The sequence below is a fragment of the Bradyrhizobium sp. genome (assembly GCF_049691595.1).
In the GTDB taxonomy this organism is placed as follows: domain Bacteria; phylum Pseudomonadota; class Alphaproteobacteria; order Rhizobiales; family Xanthobacteraceae; genus Bradyrhizobium.
Genome location: NZ_JBAVNZ010000650.1, coordinates 1 through 14,156, shown reverse-complemented (window position 1 = coordinate 14,156; position 14,156 = coordinate 1). Strand labels below are relative to the sequence as shown.

Here is a 14,156-nt window from a genome sequence, read left to right as displayed (position 1 = left end):
AGGCCGAATCCCGGTCGGATCGACCGAACGTTGTCGGCTGTCAGGGTCTGTCCAGCCTTGATGGGCTTGACGGCGTAGATCGACCGGCGAAAAAGGGTGCTGCCACGTTCGCTGTCGGTGAGGCTGTAGCCGACCACGCCCAGCGCGGACCACGCCGACTTGCAGTCGTCGACAAGCTTCCTGAATTCGTGCGGCTCAAGCGAGAACGCAGCGTCAGGTCCGCCGTCGGCGCGCGAAATCGTAAAATGCTTTTCGATGATAGAGCCGCCAAGCACCGTCGCTGCAACACACGCGGCCGATCCCGGGGCGTGATCGGAAAGGCCTGAGACGACGCCGAACGCCTCCCCGAGATGGGCAACGGTGCGTACATTTGCCTCTTCGATTGGCGCAGGATAGGCGCTGGTGCAATGGAGCAGCGCGACGGCGTCTGCGCCGTTGGCCCTGGCGGTTTCCACCGCTTCCTGAATCTCGCCGAGATTGGCCATGCCGGTCGAAATGATCATCGGCTTGCGCCGCTTTGCCACATAGGCGATCAACGGCAGATCGATCACTTCGAAGGAAGCGATCTTGTAGGCGGGCGCATCGAGGCTGGCGAGCAGATCGACCGCGGTTTCGTCAAACGGGGTCGAGAAAAGGGTGATGCCGAGTTCGCGCGCCTTGGCAAACAACGCAGTATGCCACTCATATGGCGTCTCGGCTTCCTTGTACAGATCGTACAGGAGGTATCCGTCCCACAGGCCGCCCTTGATGCGAAATTCTTCGCTCGAATGGGGGATGGTGATGGTATTGGCCGTATAGGTTTGAATCTTGATGGCATCGGCGCCGGTCGCTGCCGCTGCCTCCAGCAGGATGAGGGCTTTCTCCAGGTTTCCCTGGTGGTTCGCCGATATCTCCGCGATGATGTAGGGTGGGTGGTCAGGGCCGATCGGGCGTCCCGCTATCTCGAACGTTGCAGCTTTGGAAGGCATCGAAGATACCGCGCTATACCGAGCCCTTGCGACCTCCGGCCGACTTCCCCAATTCGGGAGCGGGAATCGAGGCACGCTGACATCGGGTTCATTTCAGTTCCGAATTTATACCGCTTTGGATCGTGGATACCAACCTTTTTACCGGTTCTTGCTATCGTCGGCCTCGTTTTCTGATCTCGATTTCGTAAGCGTGGCCGTTCAGTTCAAAGAATGCCGGAAAGCGCCCGGGGTCGCAGATTCTCAAGAGATTGAACTGCTCTCGAATGGATGCATCCGGATCGAGCTTGCTGTCATCAGGTGTTCTCTTGCGATGATAGGAACTGCCATGAGTATCCTGCGGAGCAGGGACGATGGAGTCGAAATTGGTTACCGCGAAGTCCATTAGCTCACAGGTAGTGCCAAACAGCTTTTCGTTGATCTCGTCGTACAATTCGTGATCGGCTACCTGAAAGCGAAGCTTCTTCCAGATTGCGCCGCTATCGACCTTCTCCGCTGCCTCGAGAAGTGTGACGGTGATGGATTCAGCACCTTGGAGAATTTCCCAGACCATTGGCGACCATCCTCTTCCACTCGGCAAATCGGAAGCATGAACGATCAGTGTCTTTCCATATCGGGAGCGGATCTCATCGCCGATGATGAACGGGCACGAAATCAGGAACAGGATGTCGCCGCCGCACGCCTCTTCGGGCCGAAAGATGATCTCGACGTCACTTGCGGCCTGATTTGTCTTCCAACGCCGAAGGGAAGGCACGACCGGGTGGCCTTCGGCGCAAAGTACGTGAACCCTCGGCGGCATGCTCAATTCCCCTTCGATGCGGATGCGCCGTTTTCATAAAGATCGAAAACATGCCCGGCAACGCGCTCGGCGCCTCCTCCGTCGCAGATCGCCGCGGCCGCGACGCCGAGATTCACCACTGCATCGTGATCCCTTGCAAGTGTTGTCAGCACCGTCGGAAGATCGGCGCGAAACGATTCCAGCGACGGCAGCAAGATAACGGCGCCGGCTGTCTTGAGGGCTGCCGCAATCGCATTCTGGTTATCGGCAATCGAAACAAGAATGGTGGGCAGACCCAGGCAGCAGCGTTCCCACGACGTCGTACCTCCGGCACCGATCGCGATATCGGCTTGCGCCATGATGCCGGCCGGATTCTCCGCGCCGACGTGAACGTTGAAGCGAGCATCGCCACCGATGAGGGCATAGAGCTCGGAGAGCTTGTCGGCTTGCGATCCGATCATGATATCCGCGACCCCGAAGTCAGGCAATTGGCTGCCAATCCCGCGAAGGAGATCGACGGTCAGCGCGCACAGGCCGCTCGGATCCGTGAGACCGAACGAAATCAGAATACGCTCGATTATGCCGGAGCGGCGACGAGCAAGGCTTTGCAGGCGAAGGGTGGAAAATTCGGGCCTGATCAAAGCATATTGAACTCCCGCGAGTATGGATGCTTGCCGCGGGAGCAGGCCGTCATAAGCGGATGCCGACCGGTTCAGCGTCATATCGACCAGCAAATCGCAGTCATGCGGCCGATTGGCCAGGTCATCGATGACCACCAGCAGTTTGACGCAGGGACGGATCGCCTGCTCGAACCTCGCATCCAGTCCGTAATGATCGCAGATGAAGACATCGAACTTTCCGAACTGGCCGCGCACCAGCTCGTCGTCGATATGGCTGTCGGTGACCAGTTCGATCGCGGATTCCGGCGGGACGAAATCGCGGGTCTGCGTATCCGCGTACAGGCTGCAGGATGCGCCGCGTCTTGCGAGCGCAGAACCCAAGGTCACGCATCGCATGACGTGCCCGCCGCCGATCCTGTTGCTGGCGCTGGCCCGAATGCCGACCCGAATTGCTTGCACCCCCGACACTCCCTGGAGTTACGAATGTTTCTGCCTGACTAGCAGCCGGGCCACAAAGGATGCCTGGCTGATTAGCATGCTTTTGAAAAGCGCGGCATTGCGATCGTCTTGCATCGTTCCGTCCGGTCCTTTCATCTTGAAACGATCTGGGAGCTGAGCGCAATCGTCAGGCTGGCCAATGCGAATGCGACGGCCGAAAACCGCATCTTCATGCCGCGCCGCCACAGCGTGTGCAGCTGGATTGCGACCCCTCCCAGCATCTGGGCCGCCATCAACGACGCGCAGAGCTTCACCGTCAAAACGCCCATGATGCCGAAGGCGGACACCAGAATCGCAATGCCAGCAATGAGAATGATAGCCTTCTGTGCTGCACGTCCCGAGCGTCTGGCGCGCGCGAGGCGCATCTCCAGTGAGGCCCACGCCCCCCATGCAAAGACCTGCAGCATGACGATCGGAAACAGCGCGGTCGCAGCCGCGGTCTGCTCTGGCCCGATAGAGCGAAAATTGATGTGCGCCAGGAGCGTAGGGAAAAGCAGGCTGATCAGCACCGCGAGTATCCCGAGCGCTACCAGATACAGGCTCAGGACGCGGTCGTAGATGCGCGTCGGCATCTTGTAGAGCCGCGCAAAAAGGCCCGTTCCAACGATGCTGTGCACGATCAGCATCGCCGATGCGATGCGGAAATCGACCGAATAGACCGACAGATCTTCGATCGGGAGCAATGCGCCGATATAGACCCGGCCGCTGACGGCGGCCCAGATCGACGACAGCGTGAACGCCAGCAGCGGCAGTCCGATCCGCACGGCGCTGCGCAGCCTGACCAGGAACTCCGCGTGCCTCAGCCTGGCAAACAGGGTCAGCGCGATGATCACGATAATGGCGGCGACTACGCCGGACAGGATGCCGAGCGGCGAAACACCGGTCAGGCCCGCCACGGCGAGGCTGAGGGCGATGGCGGTCATTCCATAGATCGAAAGGCCTTCGAACCAGGGTGCCAGGTTTCGATGCGAGAAAGTTCGGCTGTACGAGCTGAGCGTCGCCTGCGCGAGCGCGATGACGCAGGCGCTCAGCACAACGGCTTGCGCAGGCGAATGGGCTATCGTCATTGCGATGAATGCCGCCGCCGTCAGCAGCGCGCCGGGTCCGGCGACGCAAAGTGTCATGACGTCGGCCATCGGTATCGGACGCCGCAGCAGCGAAAGCTGCGGCAGCGCGCCGGGTATCCCAAGCGTCAGCAGCGTGGCGACCAGCGCCGACCACGACCAGGCATATTCGATGATGCCATAGGACGAACTGTCGAGACAGGCTGCGAGAACCAGCGGCGCCAGATAGGCGGCCGCTTTCGATAATCCAAAATTGGTAAAATAGATCGCCACCCTGACCAAGGTAGTTGCGCCAGGCACGACGCGGGGCACGCTATCGACGGCTCGCAGGGCTCCGTTTGAGTGGCCGTCATCGCTCAAAAGCAGCATCTCCCAGCCTGGGTATTGTCATCAGCTCGGCCAGAGCTTGTCGGCCTGCCATCAGGATCGCCGCGACAGCGACGAAGCCGCGGAGCGGTTCGGACCGCATCCGAAACCGCGATAGCGAATAACGAAATATGGTGGCGTGACCTATAGCGCTTTCTCGCGCTTGGCAAAACTTGAGGCAAATGGCACAAGGATTTCGGACAGGCTTGGCGTGGAAACAGGTCGGCCGACCACAGCACTTCCATTCATCGAATGAACGAATGACAGAGCGCAGCCAGAAGGAGGTTTTTCTCGGAGGTGAGGGCGACGCCTGGTATGGCCGAAATGAGCAGCATCTGCGCCAGCCGGGTCCGGACATCGTCCTCGATACCCTGGAAGAGATGCGGATAGCGCCAAAATCGGTGCTGGAGATCGGCTGCGCCGACGGCTATCGGGTAGCGCAGATCTGCGAGCGATTTGGCGGAACTGGCTTCGGAATTGAGCCCTCAAGCAAGGCGGTGGCCGATGGTCGGAGCCGGTATCCATCGCTGTCGCTGGAAGTTGGAACCGCTGACATTCTGCCATTTGCGGACGGCCAGTTCGATCTCGTGATCTTCGGCTTCTGCCTGTATCTGGTCGATCCCCGGCTGCATTTGCGCTGTGTGGCTGAAGCCGACCGGGTGCTCGGGGAGGGGGGGCTGCTTGTGATTTACGACTTTATCGAGCCCGCTCCCTATTACAACGAGTATGCGCATCGGCCTGGAATACGCTCGCACAAGATGGAATTCTCGCGGTTTTTCCTCGCTAGCCCCGGTTACAGATTGTTGCGTCGCAATATGGCGCTCTCAGAGCGCGGCATTGCCAAGCCGGACCAGTCGGTAGGCGTCGACGTCCTCGTCAAGAATTACGCGACGGCCTTTCCGCCCAATCCCTTTGTCTAGTCAATTGACGTGGCTCACTGTGATGCTGCCGGCTCCCCGGCTCTCATGTGGCGTCGCATTGACAGATTCGTCGGGATCGTTGTTAAACCGCCGATCAAGGCGGGCTGGCGGAAGAATCACTTTCTTGTTGCGGTGAGGCGGGATGCTGAAAGACAAGCTTGCGCGAGGTCTGAAAGTTCTGACCGACAGGCGCTACCGGCAGTTCTATGCGCAGCGGCAGATTCTCAGCGTTCCATCGCGCGAGCAGAGCGCGAATCGGCTCGCGAGCCGGTTGCCGGGTTTTGAGGGCGGGAGCGAAACCTCTCAGGCCGCCGTGTTGAAAGATCGCGGCTATCTGTTCCTCGACAATCTGATATCGGCGGATCAACTGCGGGACATGCGGGCCTTCTTCTCGACCAACAAATGCGCCGATCCATACCGGCCGGCGCTCGGCGAGTTCATCGCGCCGGGCGAGGCGCCGCCGCAAACCCATGTCGCGTTCTTTTCGAACGAGACCATCGTTCGCGCGCCTCATGTGCTTGCGATCGCCAACAATCCAAAGGTCCTGAGCATCGTTTCCGGATTTCTCGGCGCCAAGCCGACGATCAGCCTGCTGACGGCGTGGTGGTCGATGCCGCACAGCGATGGCAAGGCGGAGGAAGCGGAGCGATTTCACCGCGACGTTGACGATATAAGGTTCGTCAAGCTGTTCTGCTATCTGACCGACGTGGACGAGGTTTCAGGGCCGCACATGTTCGTGCCGGGCTCGCAGAATATCGACCGGTTGACCAAGATCCGCCGTTACGACGACAGCGAAATCGTGGATGCCTTCGGCAAGAACAGCCTGAGCATGTTCACCGGCAAGGCGGGGACCGCGTTCCTCGAAAATACCTACGGCTTCCATCGCGGCGTCCCGCCGACCGAAAAGCCGCGGCTGCTGTTCCAGGTGCTGTATTCGCTGCGGAACTCGATCTACGGGCCTGACAGGCCCGTGGCGCGCATCGGCACCGACGGCGTTCCCGCCGGCATCGATTCGTTCATCAACCGGGTCTATTTGTCGCCGCGCTGAGTGCGGCCGCCGCGCCGCGGCCGTTCCTTGACGCCCATGCCGGAAACGATGGTGACGCCGGCCAATATTACCGCGCCCGCGCCGACCCAGACCCCTTCCGACGGTTTGACATTGTCACCCAGCTATAGGGCCAGGTGAGACTTGCGCCAAGACAGGGCGGGTGGCGTGCGCGTCCACTTTCCTCACCACCAGCGATACGCGCTCAGTGGTAAATCCCAGGTACTCGTAATCGACCTTGTTACGCTCTGCGAATTCGATCCAGGCTTTATGCTCGCCGATCAACCACCCTCGATATCCAAAGTAGTCATCGAAGATGATCACGGATCCGGTCGTCAGACGGTCCGGGATCAGGTCGAGCACAATCTTCGTCGCCTCATAGGTGTCGCAGTCTATATGCAACAAAGCGATGTCACCTTCGTGCTGCGAGAGGAATGGGGGCAGCGTTTGGTCGAACCATCCCTTGACGAGGCTGACATTGGGTCTCACCGACGGCAGCTTGCCATCCAGATCAAAGGTACTCTTCGCGGCGCCAGTACCAGCCCAGTCGACATGTAGCCCCTCGAAGCTGTCGAATCCGAATAACATGCGCTCGGGGAAACGCTTGGCGAAGTAGTTGAGCGAATACCCCCTGTGAACCCCGAACTCTAGGATCAAACCTTTCTGGGGAATCTTCGGCAAGGTGAAATCCCACAGCTCCTCGCGGAGCTTGAACTGGAGTGCCGAACGCGCGTTCTGCATGATGTATTGTGCGCATTCGACGGACGTCTGGCGCCTTATCTCCGCGGCAAGGTCGTGATTTACGGAAACGTTGTTGAGCAGAAACTGGACCGGGCGGAGAACGAGCTTTTCTACAACCGTCCTCACCGCGGCCTTGACAATATTCGCTACGCTCATTCCAGACCCGCCCTCCCAAGCACTTCCGTCCCGTCAACAAGAGACGCGACTGGAGGTTTCATGTTGCCCATTTGGAACTTCAGTGCCAACGATTATTCTGTTTCACAATTCGACCATGACAGGTCTAGCAAGACCGCAGCCAAATCCCGACACTACGCTTTCCCCTGCTCGCTCGCTTCGCTGAGCACATAATCGACCATCTCGCCAACGTTCTTGAGGACATTGATTTTCCGGGCATTCAGCTTCAGCCCGAAAACCTGCTCAGACGCAAGAATGATCTTGATCTGATTGAGACTGTCCCATTCTTCTATGTCATCAGCGGTCGTGGTATCGGTCAGAATGATCGAATCGTCGTCGATAATGGATCGAAATACGTCGGTCAGCCTTTCAAGAACTTCATCGCGGGTCACGGACTGTCTCCTTCAGCCGGCCCAGTCGCCGACAATTTCGATGTGATGCTTCGTTTGCGGCACGCTGGCCCGCACGGGGGCCACAAAGCGGCCCCCGCCGCCTTGAGGCACAAACCCGAGATCGCTAAGGACATCTTTCACAATGCCGTTCTTTGAAGACGGCTGGTAATTGAGGCTGATGCTGCTGGCGCCCCGCTTATTTGCCTTTCGGCGCAGAAGTTCAAGCGTTGCGTATTCAAGACGGCGGGAGAAGACCCGGCAACTCATGACCCAATTTCGAACAACCAGTTCTTCGCCTTCAAGATCTGTAACCGCGATCGCCGTAATTCCATAGTCCTGAAGCTTGTCCTTGAAACGAATGGCAAGGACGCCATCGTTATTTGCTGCAATCTGCTCGCTGGTGAACAAGCCAGGATTGAGCTTGAACTGATTGGTCTTTGCCACCAACTGTACGATTCGATCAAGCGAAGCGGGGCTGACGGGTTCCACCTGCGCAACGGGATCAAGACTGGCCAGGAATGAATCGATGTCGCCGGCGGATTGACCCATCGCAATAGTCTGGGATCGCGCTCGATAGGAGGCGTTACGGGCAACGTCTTCCTCCGTCACCCGGAACAAAGGGAATGCGTTGGCGTTCTCGATGGCCTGGCAAAACTCTGCCGGGTCTTTCGGCAAGTCCACGACCAGGACCTCCGGGAGTTCGCGGGCGATCCATGCGCGCTCTACCGGATTGTCGTCGACGAATACGATGCTGTCCAAACCGACATTCAGCGTCGCCGCGATCCGCCTCAGACTGGTCGCCTTGTCTTCGAAATTTGCGAGGAAGCAGGCGATATCATCCTCGCGCAGGATCATCGCTGCATGCGACCGAAAAGGCTCGATCGCATTGTCGTGCTGGTTCTTGGAACACACCGCCAGGATCACGCCGCGCGAAGCCAGCGCTTTGGCATAGTTCTGGATCGCAACGAATGCTTCGCCTTCGGCAGTTTCTGGACCAAGCACAAGTCCTTCAAGGCCTACATCGCCAACAATCCCGCCCCAAAGGGTATTGTCCAGGTCCAGCGCCAGAACCTTTCGGGACCTGCCGAGCGCGCCGGCTGCCGCGGACGCGATGCGATCCGCCAATTCGGGCAGTACCGACATCGAGAATGGTTGCTTGCATAACTGGTAGAGGCGGGGATCGTGCCAGGCGGCGCCAACCTGCGAGGCCAGCCGTTCTGAATCCACGAATGCCAGCCGTGCCGGGGCCGCGTCGGCCAGGGCAAAATTCACCTTGCGAACGTGCCGCAACAGGCCTCCGGGAAGAAATCCGTCGGCCTCTGCGAGCGCCCGTGTGGGCGGAGGATCGAACGTCATCTGAACAATCGGTCTCGACAGTCGAGACCAGAGATTGGTCCAGACCTTTACTTCCTCCGTGACCGCCGCATCGGCTTCTGTTGTGGAGCTTCCCGGTGACGGAAAGAAACCGAGATCGCGATGCGTCGGAAGAAGGATGGACAGATCAGGCTGATGCGCGTCGTCGATCGGCCGTCCCAGTATTTCGGTGGCGATCGAGCCGTAAGGACCCTTCCTGATCTCGGCGATGACATTGTGGCGCAACAAAAAGACCGGCAGCAGATCGACAACAAGATCGGTCAGGAACGACGAGAGAATCGTGATCTTGAGGGTCGGGCTTGAAAACTGACCGGCTGAAATTGCCTTTCGAACCTGCCTGCCTAGCCTCTTGAGCTCGGAATAACCGCGACTCTTGATCGTGGGATTCCGGCATTCCATAACGAGGTTGGATACCGAAACTTCGCTCATCGGCGGATTGCTCGACTGATCTGCAGCGGTCTTCCATATAGAGGATCGGCTGCATCGGTGAAGAGAAAATTCACGAACTGGGCGACATCATCCGCGCTGGTGAGGCGCTTTTCCGGCATTTGGGCCGCCACTGTTTCCAGATATTCATCAGGCCTATCCGCCAGCAGATCGGTCTTCACCATGCCAGGCGCGACGATATGCACGCGAACGTTTCGACTGAGCCATTCCTGTGCGATCACCTCGGCGTAGGTCGTCATCGCAGCCTTGGCGGCGACATAAGGCGCCATCTTGACCGGCGGTATTCCGAGCACAGCCTCGGTGCTGATAACCACAAACCGGGAGGTCCGAACTCCGTCCGAAACCAGCCTGAAGCTCTCCGATGCGACGAGATGAAGCGCCTTGAGCTGATCGTTGATCTGCTGCTCGAAAACCTCCCAGGGCGTTCTGTGAGCCAGCCGGTTCGGAAACGACGTGGCGATCGAGAAGACGATTCCGTCCAGGCGGGCGTGTGATTTTTCGATCTGCCGAAAGAGCTGCGCAACCTGATCGCGCGATGTCAGGTCCGCTGTCACAACTTCCGCACCCATTCCGATCTCGGCCGCCAGCGACCGCAAGCGTTGTTCCCGGCGCCCATGCAAAAGCAGGATCGCGTCGGGGCCGCTCAATCGCCGCGCGATCGCCGAGCCCAGCCCCCCGGAAGCACCCAGAATCAAGATCGAATTTGGCATAACACCGTGCCTCTGCCGACGATGACGGATTTTTCACCGTTCATTTTCGTCGCACGGAATTTCAGTTTCAGCAACGCCTGCTCCGGCCACAACTCGACCAGCTGCCCCGAAATCACGATCCGGTCTCCGGGATAAACCGGATTCGGAAATGCCAACGTTTCTTCCAGCAGCAGACACCGGCGCCCCGGAATCATGGTTCCGACGAAGGCTGAAACCTTGCTTCCCAGCAGGAAGCCATGGGCGACGCGGTTCTCAAAGCCGCGGGCTCGCGCGTACCGCGCATCGACGTGCATCGGATTGACATCGCCGCTGATGGAAGCAAATCGATCTATTTCCGTATCTTCAACGTTCCATACCAGCTCGGCGTTCATTCCGATCTGCAAATCATCGATGGACAGATCACGGACAGTCGGCATGTACAAAACCTCGATGCTCCGGCGAAAAGTGAGGTTGTAGCCGCTCTGAATCGATCAAGCGATCTTCTGGGCGCCGAGACCAGAGTCGGGATCGCCTCCATCAAAACGCTGGTGATGAGCCCGCTCACCGACGACAAAGGAATTCGGCGGAACGCTTTTGCGGACCACAGTTCCCGCCGCGACGATTGAATTCGCCCCGATCGTCACCCCTCCAAGAACTATAACCCGCGCACCCAGCCAGACCCCACGTTCGATACGAATGGGCCTGGCCATTTTCTCATAGGGCGGAGGCGTGCTGATATCCGCTGTTCCGGTCTCAACGATCACGCCTTTGGAAAACAGGACGTCGTCGCCGATGAAAACAGGCGCCTGTGCACCGATGGTGCACTCTGTGCCGATCACAACGTTCGTTCCCAGAGTTATATTTTCAGGATATTTGACCTCTGTTGTCCAGGAACAAACCACATCTGGATTATTCGGAAAAAGTGCGCGGGCCCGGACAAAACTGCACAGTCTGCCGATAAGACTCCCCATGACCATCACGCTACGAGCAATCATCCGGGGAATTGCAGACCCCAAAACACGTCTGGTCAGGCTCCGCAGGTTCAAGACACGAGTCAAATTTGCCTCCTGATTCGCAGCGCAAATTCGAACACTCATAACGTCGCGCGCACCTGATCCACTGACCCCGGGCAGTTACTCACGATTAGCATCGACGAAAGGTCGGATCAATGCTCTTGGGCGGTATCCATCATGCGCCGCCGTTTGGCTTTGATTTCCCATCGGGGCTGTCGTAAAGACACGGCGATATGGAGCAGTTCGTCTTCCAGGCCACCCGCGTGACCCTGCAACGCGCGTTGATCGGGGGTTGGGCGTGTTGGCTGGTCTGTTTTCTGGTGATGCCCGTCTCGATTGTGTTCCATGGCACGTTCGAAACCGTGACCCTGTTCGTCTGCGCGAATGTGGCCCTCTTGCTCGGAATTTCATTTGCATCGCCCTCGACCGGGGATCCTGCGATTGCGACGGAACGTTGCCGCTTTGACGAAAGCGACATTCGCCTGATCCTTTCGTGCCTCGTCGTCGCGGGCGTGGTGGCCATTGCGGCGAAGGTGGTCGATCTGGTCGCGTACCGTGGCATCCTGGGTGCCACATCTTTCGGCGACGCCCGCCTGAAGATGGAAGTCAACGGCTCCAATTTATTTTCCGGGCTCTATTTCGGGCTGTCACCGGCAATTGTGGCGGGTGGCGTTCTTGCGCTACCTTTACTGCGCGCCCGACGCTGCCAATGGATATCATTTGCGGCGCTGGCTTTGCTTGGCATCAGTCCAATTTTCTCGTTCGTTTATGGCGGCCGCTCGGTTCTGTTCCTTGTTTTTGCGGTCGCCTTGGTCAGCTGGCTTCTCGTCGTTCCAAAGGTTTCGCGGCGACATATTGTTTACGGCTTCGGTCTGCTGGTCGTTTTTTTCTTTGCCACCATGTACTTGTTTGTGGGGCGCGTCGTCGAAAATGTAGGCGTGAATGTCGATCGTCTGGCGAGCCTGTCCCATTACACCAAGCTCGTACCCCTTGATGTCGATACGCTCAACACCATGCGGGATTTGCCGGATTTCGGCAGATATTTGCTCTACTACGCGACCAGCGTCGGACAGTACATCCTTCACGGAGTGTTCGAGTTCTTCTATCTGGTCCAGGCCAAGAGCCATGAACAGGAATTGTTGTGGGGAAGATACCAGTTTACGCTCTACGATCAGGCGCAACGTGCGATTCTGGGTCCGGGCGCGGTTCCCGATCTCGAAGCGTACAACCCTACTTCAGGGTTATTCAGCACCTTCTGGGGACCAGCCTATATTGATTTCGGATACCTCATGGTCATCTACGGCTTCGTCTTCGGATACCTCACAGGGCGCGTTCGCGGGATCGTCGAGCGGGGCGACTTGTTTGCGCTGCCGCTCTATGCCCTTCTCATCCTCCAGATATTTCTGGTTCCGATCGCCAACGGCCTGCTGATGGCCTCGTCCGTGGTTCTCGATGTTGGTCTTTTTTGCATCTGGTTGCTGACGAGATGGTATCCGGGAAGACTGACAGTAACAGCCAACGTGGTCGCGTGATCATGAGCAAGAAATCGCTGGTGTTGATTCAAGACACTTCGCTCCGGAAGTCGCACCAGGTCTCGACTCAATTGATCTACCAAGCGAGGGCGGCTGCCAGGCGCGCCAGATGGCGGATCGCTTGCTTCAGGAACACCTCCCAACGCCTCGCGCCCGAACGAGGTCAACGGACCGCGGGCGCCCAAATCGACCATTTGGAAAACAGCAAACCGTTTAGCGGCGACAACAGGCGCCAATGCGCGCCGGGCGTCACGCTCCGGAATTGCGGCGCAAAGCCGTTGGCTGAAAGATAATACGCGTACTGGTCCTTCAGGTAGGCATTTTCCGCGACGCCCGACCGAACCTCCTCGGTCTGCAACAGCCGCTTCAGCGCGTATCCGGCCGTGAGCGACGCCAGATACTGCTCGCGCAGCACGGCCACGGCGCCATCAGGCGCCAGGATTCTCCTGCACTCCGCCAGGGTCAGCCAAATATTACGGGAATGATGCAGCGACGCATCGAAGACGGCGATGTCAAACTGGCTGTCGCCGAACGGAAGCTTGTTGGACATGTCGCATTCGACGAGTTCGATGCCGCTGCCGTCCGCGCCGACAAGCCTGGCGGATTTTCCGAGCAGCTGCTGCATCCGCGACATCGAAATGTCGAGGCATGTGAACTTCGCCTGCGGATACATCTTTCTCAGCGACAGCGACGTCAGGCACGTTCCGGCGCCAAGCTCGACGAATCTGACATCGCCATTGCGTCGGAGATAGAATTGGTCGAGGCAATCGGAGATCGCGGCGATGTACGACTTGACGATCCCCAGGTGCTTTTTGATCTGACCTTCGTTCTCCTGGTCGAAGTAATTCACCGATCCGGCATAGAACTCCCGATCATCGGACCGGACATCAGGATTATCCATGCAGACGGTCTCCGGACCCAACGACTTCCAGGCGATTTTGGAGGATCGCGACTGATATCAACAGCGCGCCAGCCGGTCAATGAGGGCGATTTCCGCGGCTTTTTTTGCTTGATCATGGCCGGCGGGTGGCGGTCCAGGCCGTCAAGCCGCGTCCCGCTATTGACCGGCCGCCTGGAAGGACTTTCGGGACCGCGGCGTCGTTGGCGAACCCTGGACCGCGTGAAGCAGGCCTTCGTCGAGCGCGACCTTCGGCTCCCAGCCGGTCCGGCGTGCCTTGGCAATGTCGATTTCCATCGAGCCGAGCAGGCTGTCGCCGAACTCCGACCGCCCGGTCAGCCTGAAGAACATAGCCAGTACGCTATCCGGTAACGGGAACAGGTGGGCCCGACCGCCGCAGGCCTTGGCGATGCGGCGCGCGAATTCGGGTGTCGAGACCTGCTCGTTGTCGGCGATCAGAAACACTTCGAACGACTGTTCGGGGCGGCCGAGCCGCAGCGTGATGAATGAGACCAGATTCTCGATCGCCACGAAGGCGCGGCGGTTGCGAATGCCCGCGAAAGGCAGCGGCAGCCCGGCTCGAATAGCCGCGAGCAACCGCCGGAAGTTGCCGAGCGCCGAAGGTCCGTAGACCAGCGGC

General features: G+C 58.8%; 14 protein-coding genes and 1 pseudogene. 3 read left to right on the top strand and 12 right to left on the bottom strand.

Going from position 1 to position 14,156, the window contains the following annotated elements; all coding sequences use genetic code 11:
- The 4 genes from pseI to WCE35_RS26100 all read right to left on the bottom strand — a co-directional run.
- Positions 1-968 (bottom strand): pseudaminic acid synthase (gene pseI / locus WCE35_RS26115; protein WP_424596197.1); only part of this gene is annotated, 968 nt, incomplete at its 3' end.
- Between the two features lie 151 nt (positions 969-1,119).
- Positions 1,120-1,764, bottom strand: coding sequence for a formyltransferase family protein (locus WCE35_RS26110; RefSeq protein ID WP_424596196.1), 645 nt, complete (start codon positions 1,762-1,764; stop codon positions 1,120-1,122).
- A gap of 2 nt (positions 1,765-1,766) precedes the next feature.
- Positions 1,767-2,822 (bottom strand): UDP-2,4-diacetamido-2,4,6-trideoxy-beta-L-altropyranose hydrolase, encoded by a 1,056-nt coding sequence (gene pseG, locus WCE35_RS26105; protein WP_424596195.1) that lies wholly within the window; start codon positions 2,820-2,822, stop codon positions 1,767-1,769.
- A 131-nt stretch (positions 2,823-2,953) separates the two neighbouring features.
- Positions 2,954-4,225, bottom strand: coding sequence for a hypothetical protein (locus tag WCE35_RS26100; protein ID WP_424596194.1), 1,272 nt, complete (start codon positions 4,223-4,225; stop codon positions 2,954-2,956).
- A 272-nt stretch (positions 4,226-4,497) separates the two neighbouring features.
- Here WCE35_RS26100 and WCE35_RS26095 point away from each other — a divergent pair, with 272 nt between their 5' ends.
- Entirely contained in the window at positions 4,498-5,211 is a 714-nt protein-coding gene (locus WCE35_RS26095; protein WP_424596193.1) for a class I SAM-dependent methyltransferase, read from the top strand.
- 142 nt (positions 5,212-5,353) lie between these two features.
- The gene (locus WCE35_RS26090) at positions 5,354-6,259 is read left to right on the top strand and encodes a phytanoyl-CoA dioxygenase family protein (RefSeq protein ID WP_424596192.1); all 906 of its coding nucleotides are present in this window, start codon (positions 5,354-5,356) and stop codon (positions 6,257-6,259) included.
- Between the two features lie 114 nt (positions 6,260-6,373).
- Here WCE35_RS26090 and WCE35_RS26085 read toward each other — a convergent pair whose 3' ends face one another.
- From WCE35_RS26085 to WCE35_RS26060, 6 genes are all read right to left on the bottom strand, one after another.
- The gene (locus tag WCE35_RS26085; RefSeq protein WP_424596191.1) at positions 6,374-7,153 is read right to left on the bottom strand and encodes a class I SAM-dependent methyltransferase; all 780 of its coding nucleotides are present in this window, start codon (positions 7,151-7,153) and stop codon (positions 6,374-6,376) included.
- 152 nt (positions 7,154-7,305) lie between these two features.
- Positions 7,306-7,563 carry an acyl carrier protein gene (locus WCE35_RS26080; protein WP_424596190.1) on the bottom strand — a complete coding sequence of 86 codons (258 nt, stop codon included), beginning with the start codon at positions 7,561-7,563 and terminating at the stop codon, positions 7,306-7,308.
- Between the two features lie 12 nt (positions 7,564-7,575).
- Complete coding sequence (locus WCE35_RS26075; protein WP_424596189.1) at positions 7,576-9,366, bottom strand: HAD-IIIC family phosphatase; 1,791 nt, start codon at positions 9,364-9,366, stop codon at positions 7,576-7,578.
- A complete protein-coding gene (locus tag WCE35_RS26070; RefSeq protein WP_424596188.1) occupies positions 9,363-10,094 on the bottom strand; it encodes an SDR family oxidoreductase in 732 nt (243 codons plus the stop codon). Before WCE35_RS26070 ends, WCE35_RS26075 begins: the two co-directional genes overlap by 4 nt.
- A complete protein-coding gene (locus WCE35_RS26065; protein ID WP_424596187.1) occupies positions 10,076-10,510 on the bottom strand; it encodes a MaoC family dehydratase in 435 nt (144 codons plus the stop codon). Before WCE35_RS26065 ends, WCE35_RS26070 begins: the two co-directional genes overlap by 19 nt.
- Before the next feature lie 54 nt (positions 10,511-10,564).
- Positions 10,565-11,131 (bottom strand): acyltransferase, encoded by a 567-nt coding sequence (locus tag WCE35_RS26060; protein WP_424596186.1) that lies wholly within the window; start codon positions 11,129-11,131, stop codon positions 10,565-10,567.
- Between the two features lie 188 nt (positions 11,132-11,319).
- On the opposite strand from WCE35_RS26060, the gene WCE35_RS26055 reads away from it, so the two are divergent.
- The gene (locus tag WCE35_RS26055) at positions 11,320-12,618 is read left to right on the top strand and encodes an O-antigen polymerase (protein WP_424596185.1); all 1,299 of its coding nucleotides are present in this window, start codon (positions 11,320-11,322) and stop codon (positions 12,616-12,618) included.
- 163 nt (positions 12,619-12,781) lie between these two features.
- Here the strand turns inward: WCE35_RS26055 and WCE35_RS26050 are convergent, their stop codons facing one another.
- The gene (locus WCE35_RS26050) at positions 12,782-13,519 is read right to left on the bottom strand and encodes a methyltransferase domain-containing protein (protein WP_424596184.1); all 738 of its coding nucleotides are present in this window, start codon (positions 13,517-13,519) and stop codon (positions 12,782-12,784) included.
- A gap of 156 nt (positions 13,520-13,675) precedes the next feature.
- Positions 13,676-14,156 (bottom strand): annotated as a pseudogene (locus WCE35_RS26045) (NAD-dependent epimerase/dehydratase family protein); the annotation flags it as partial.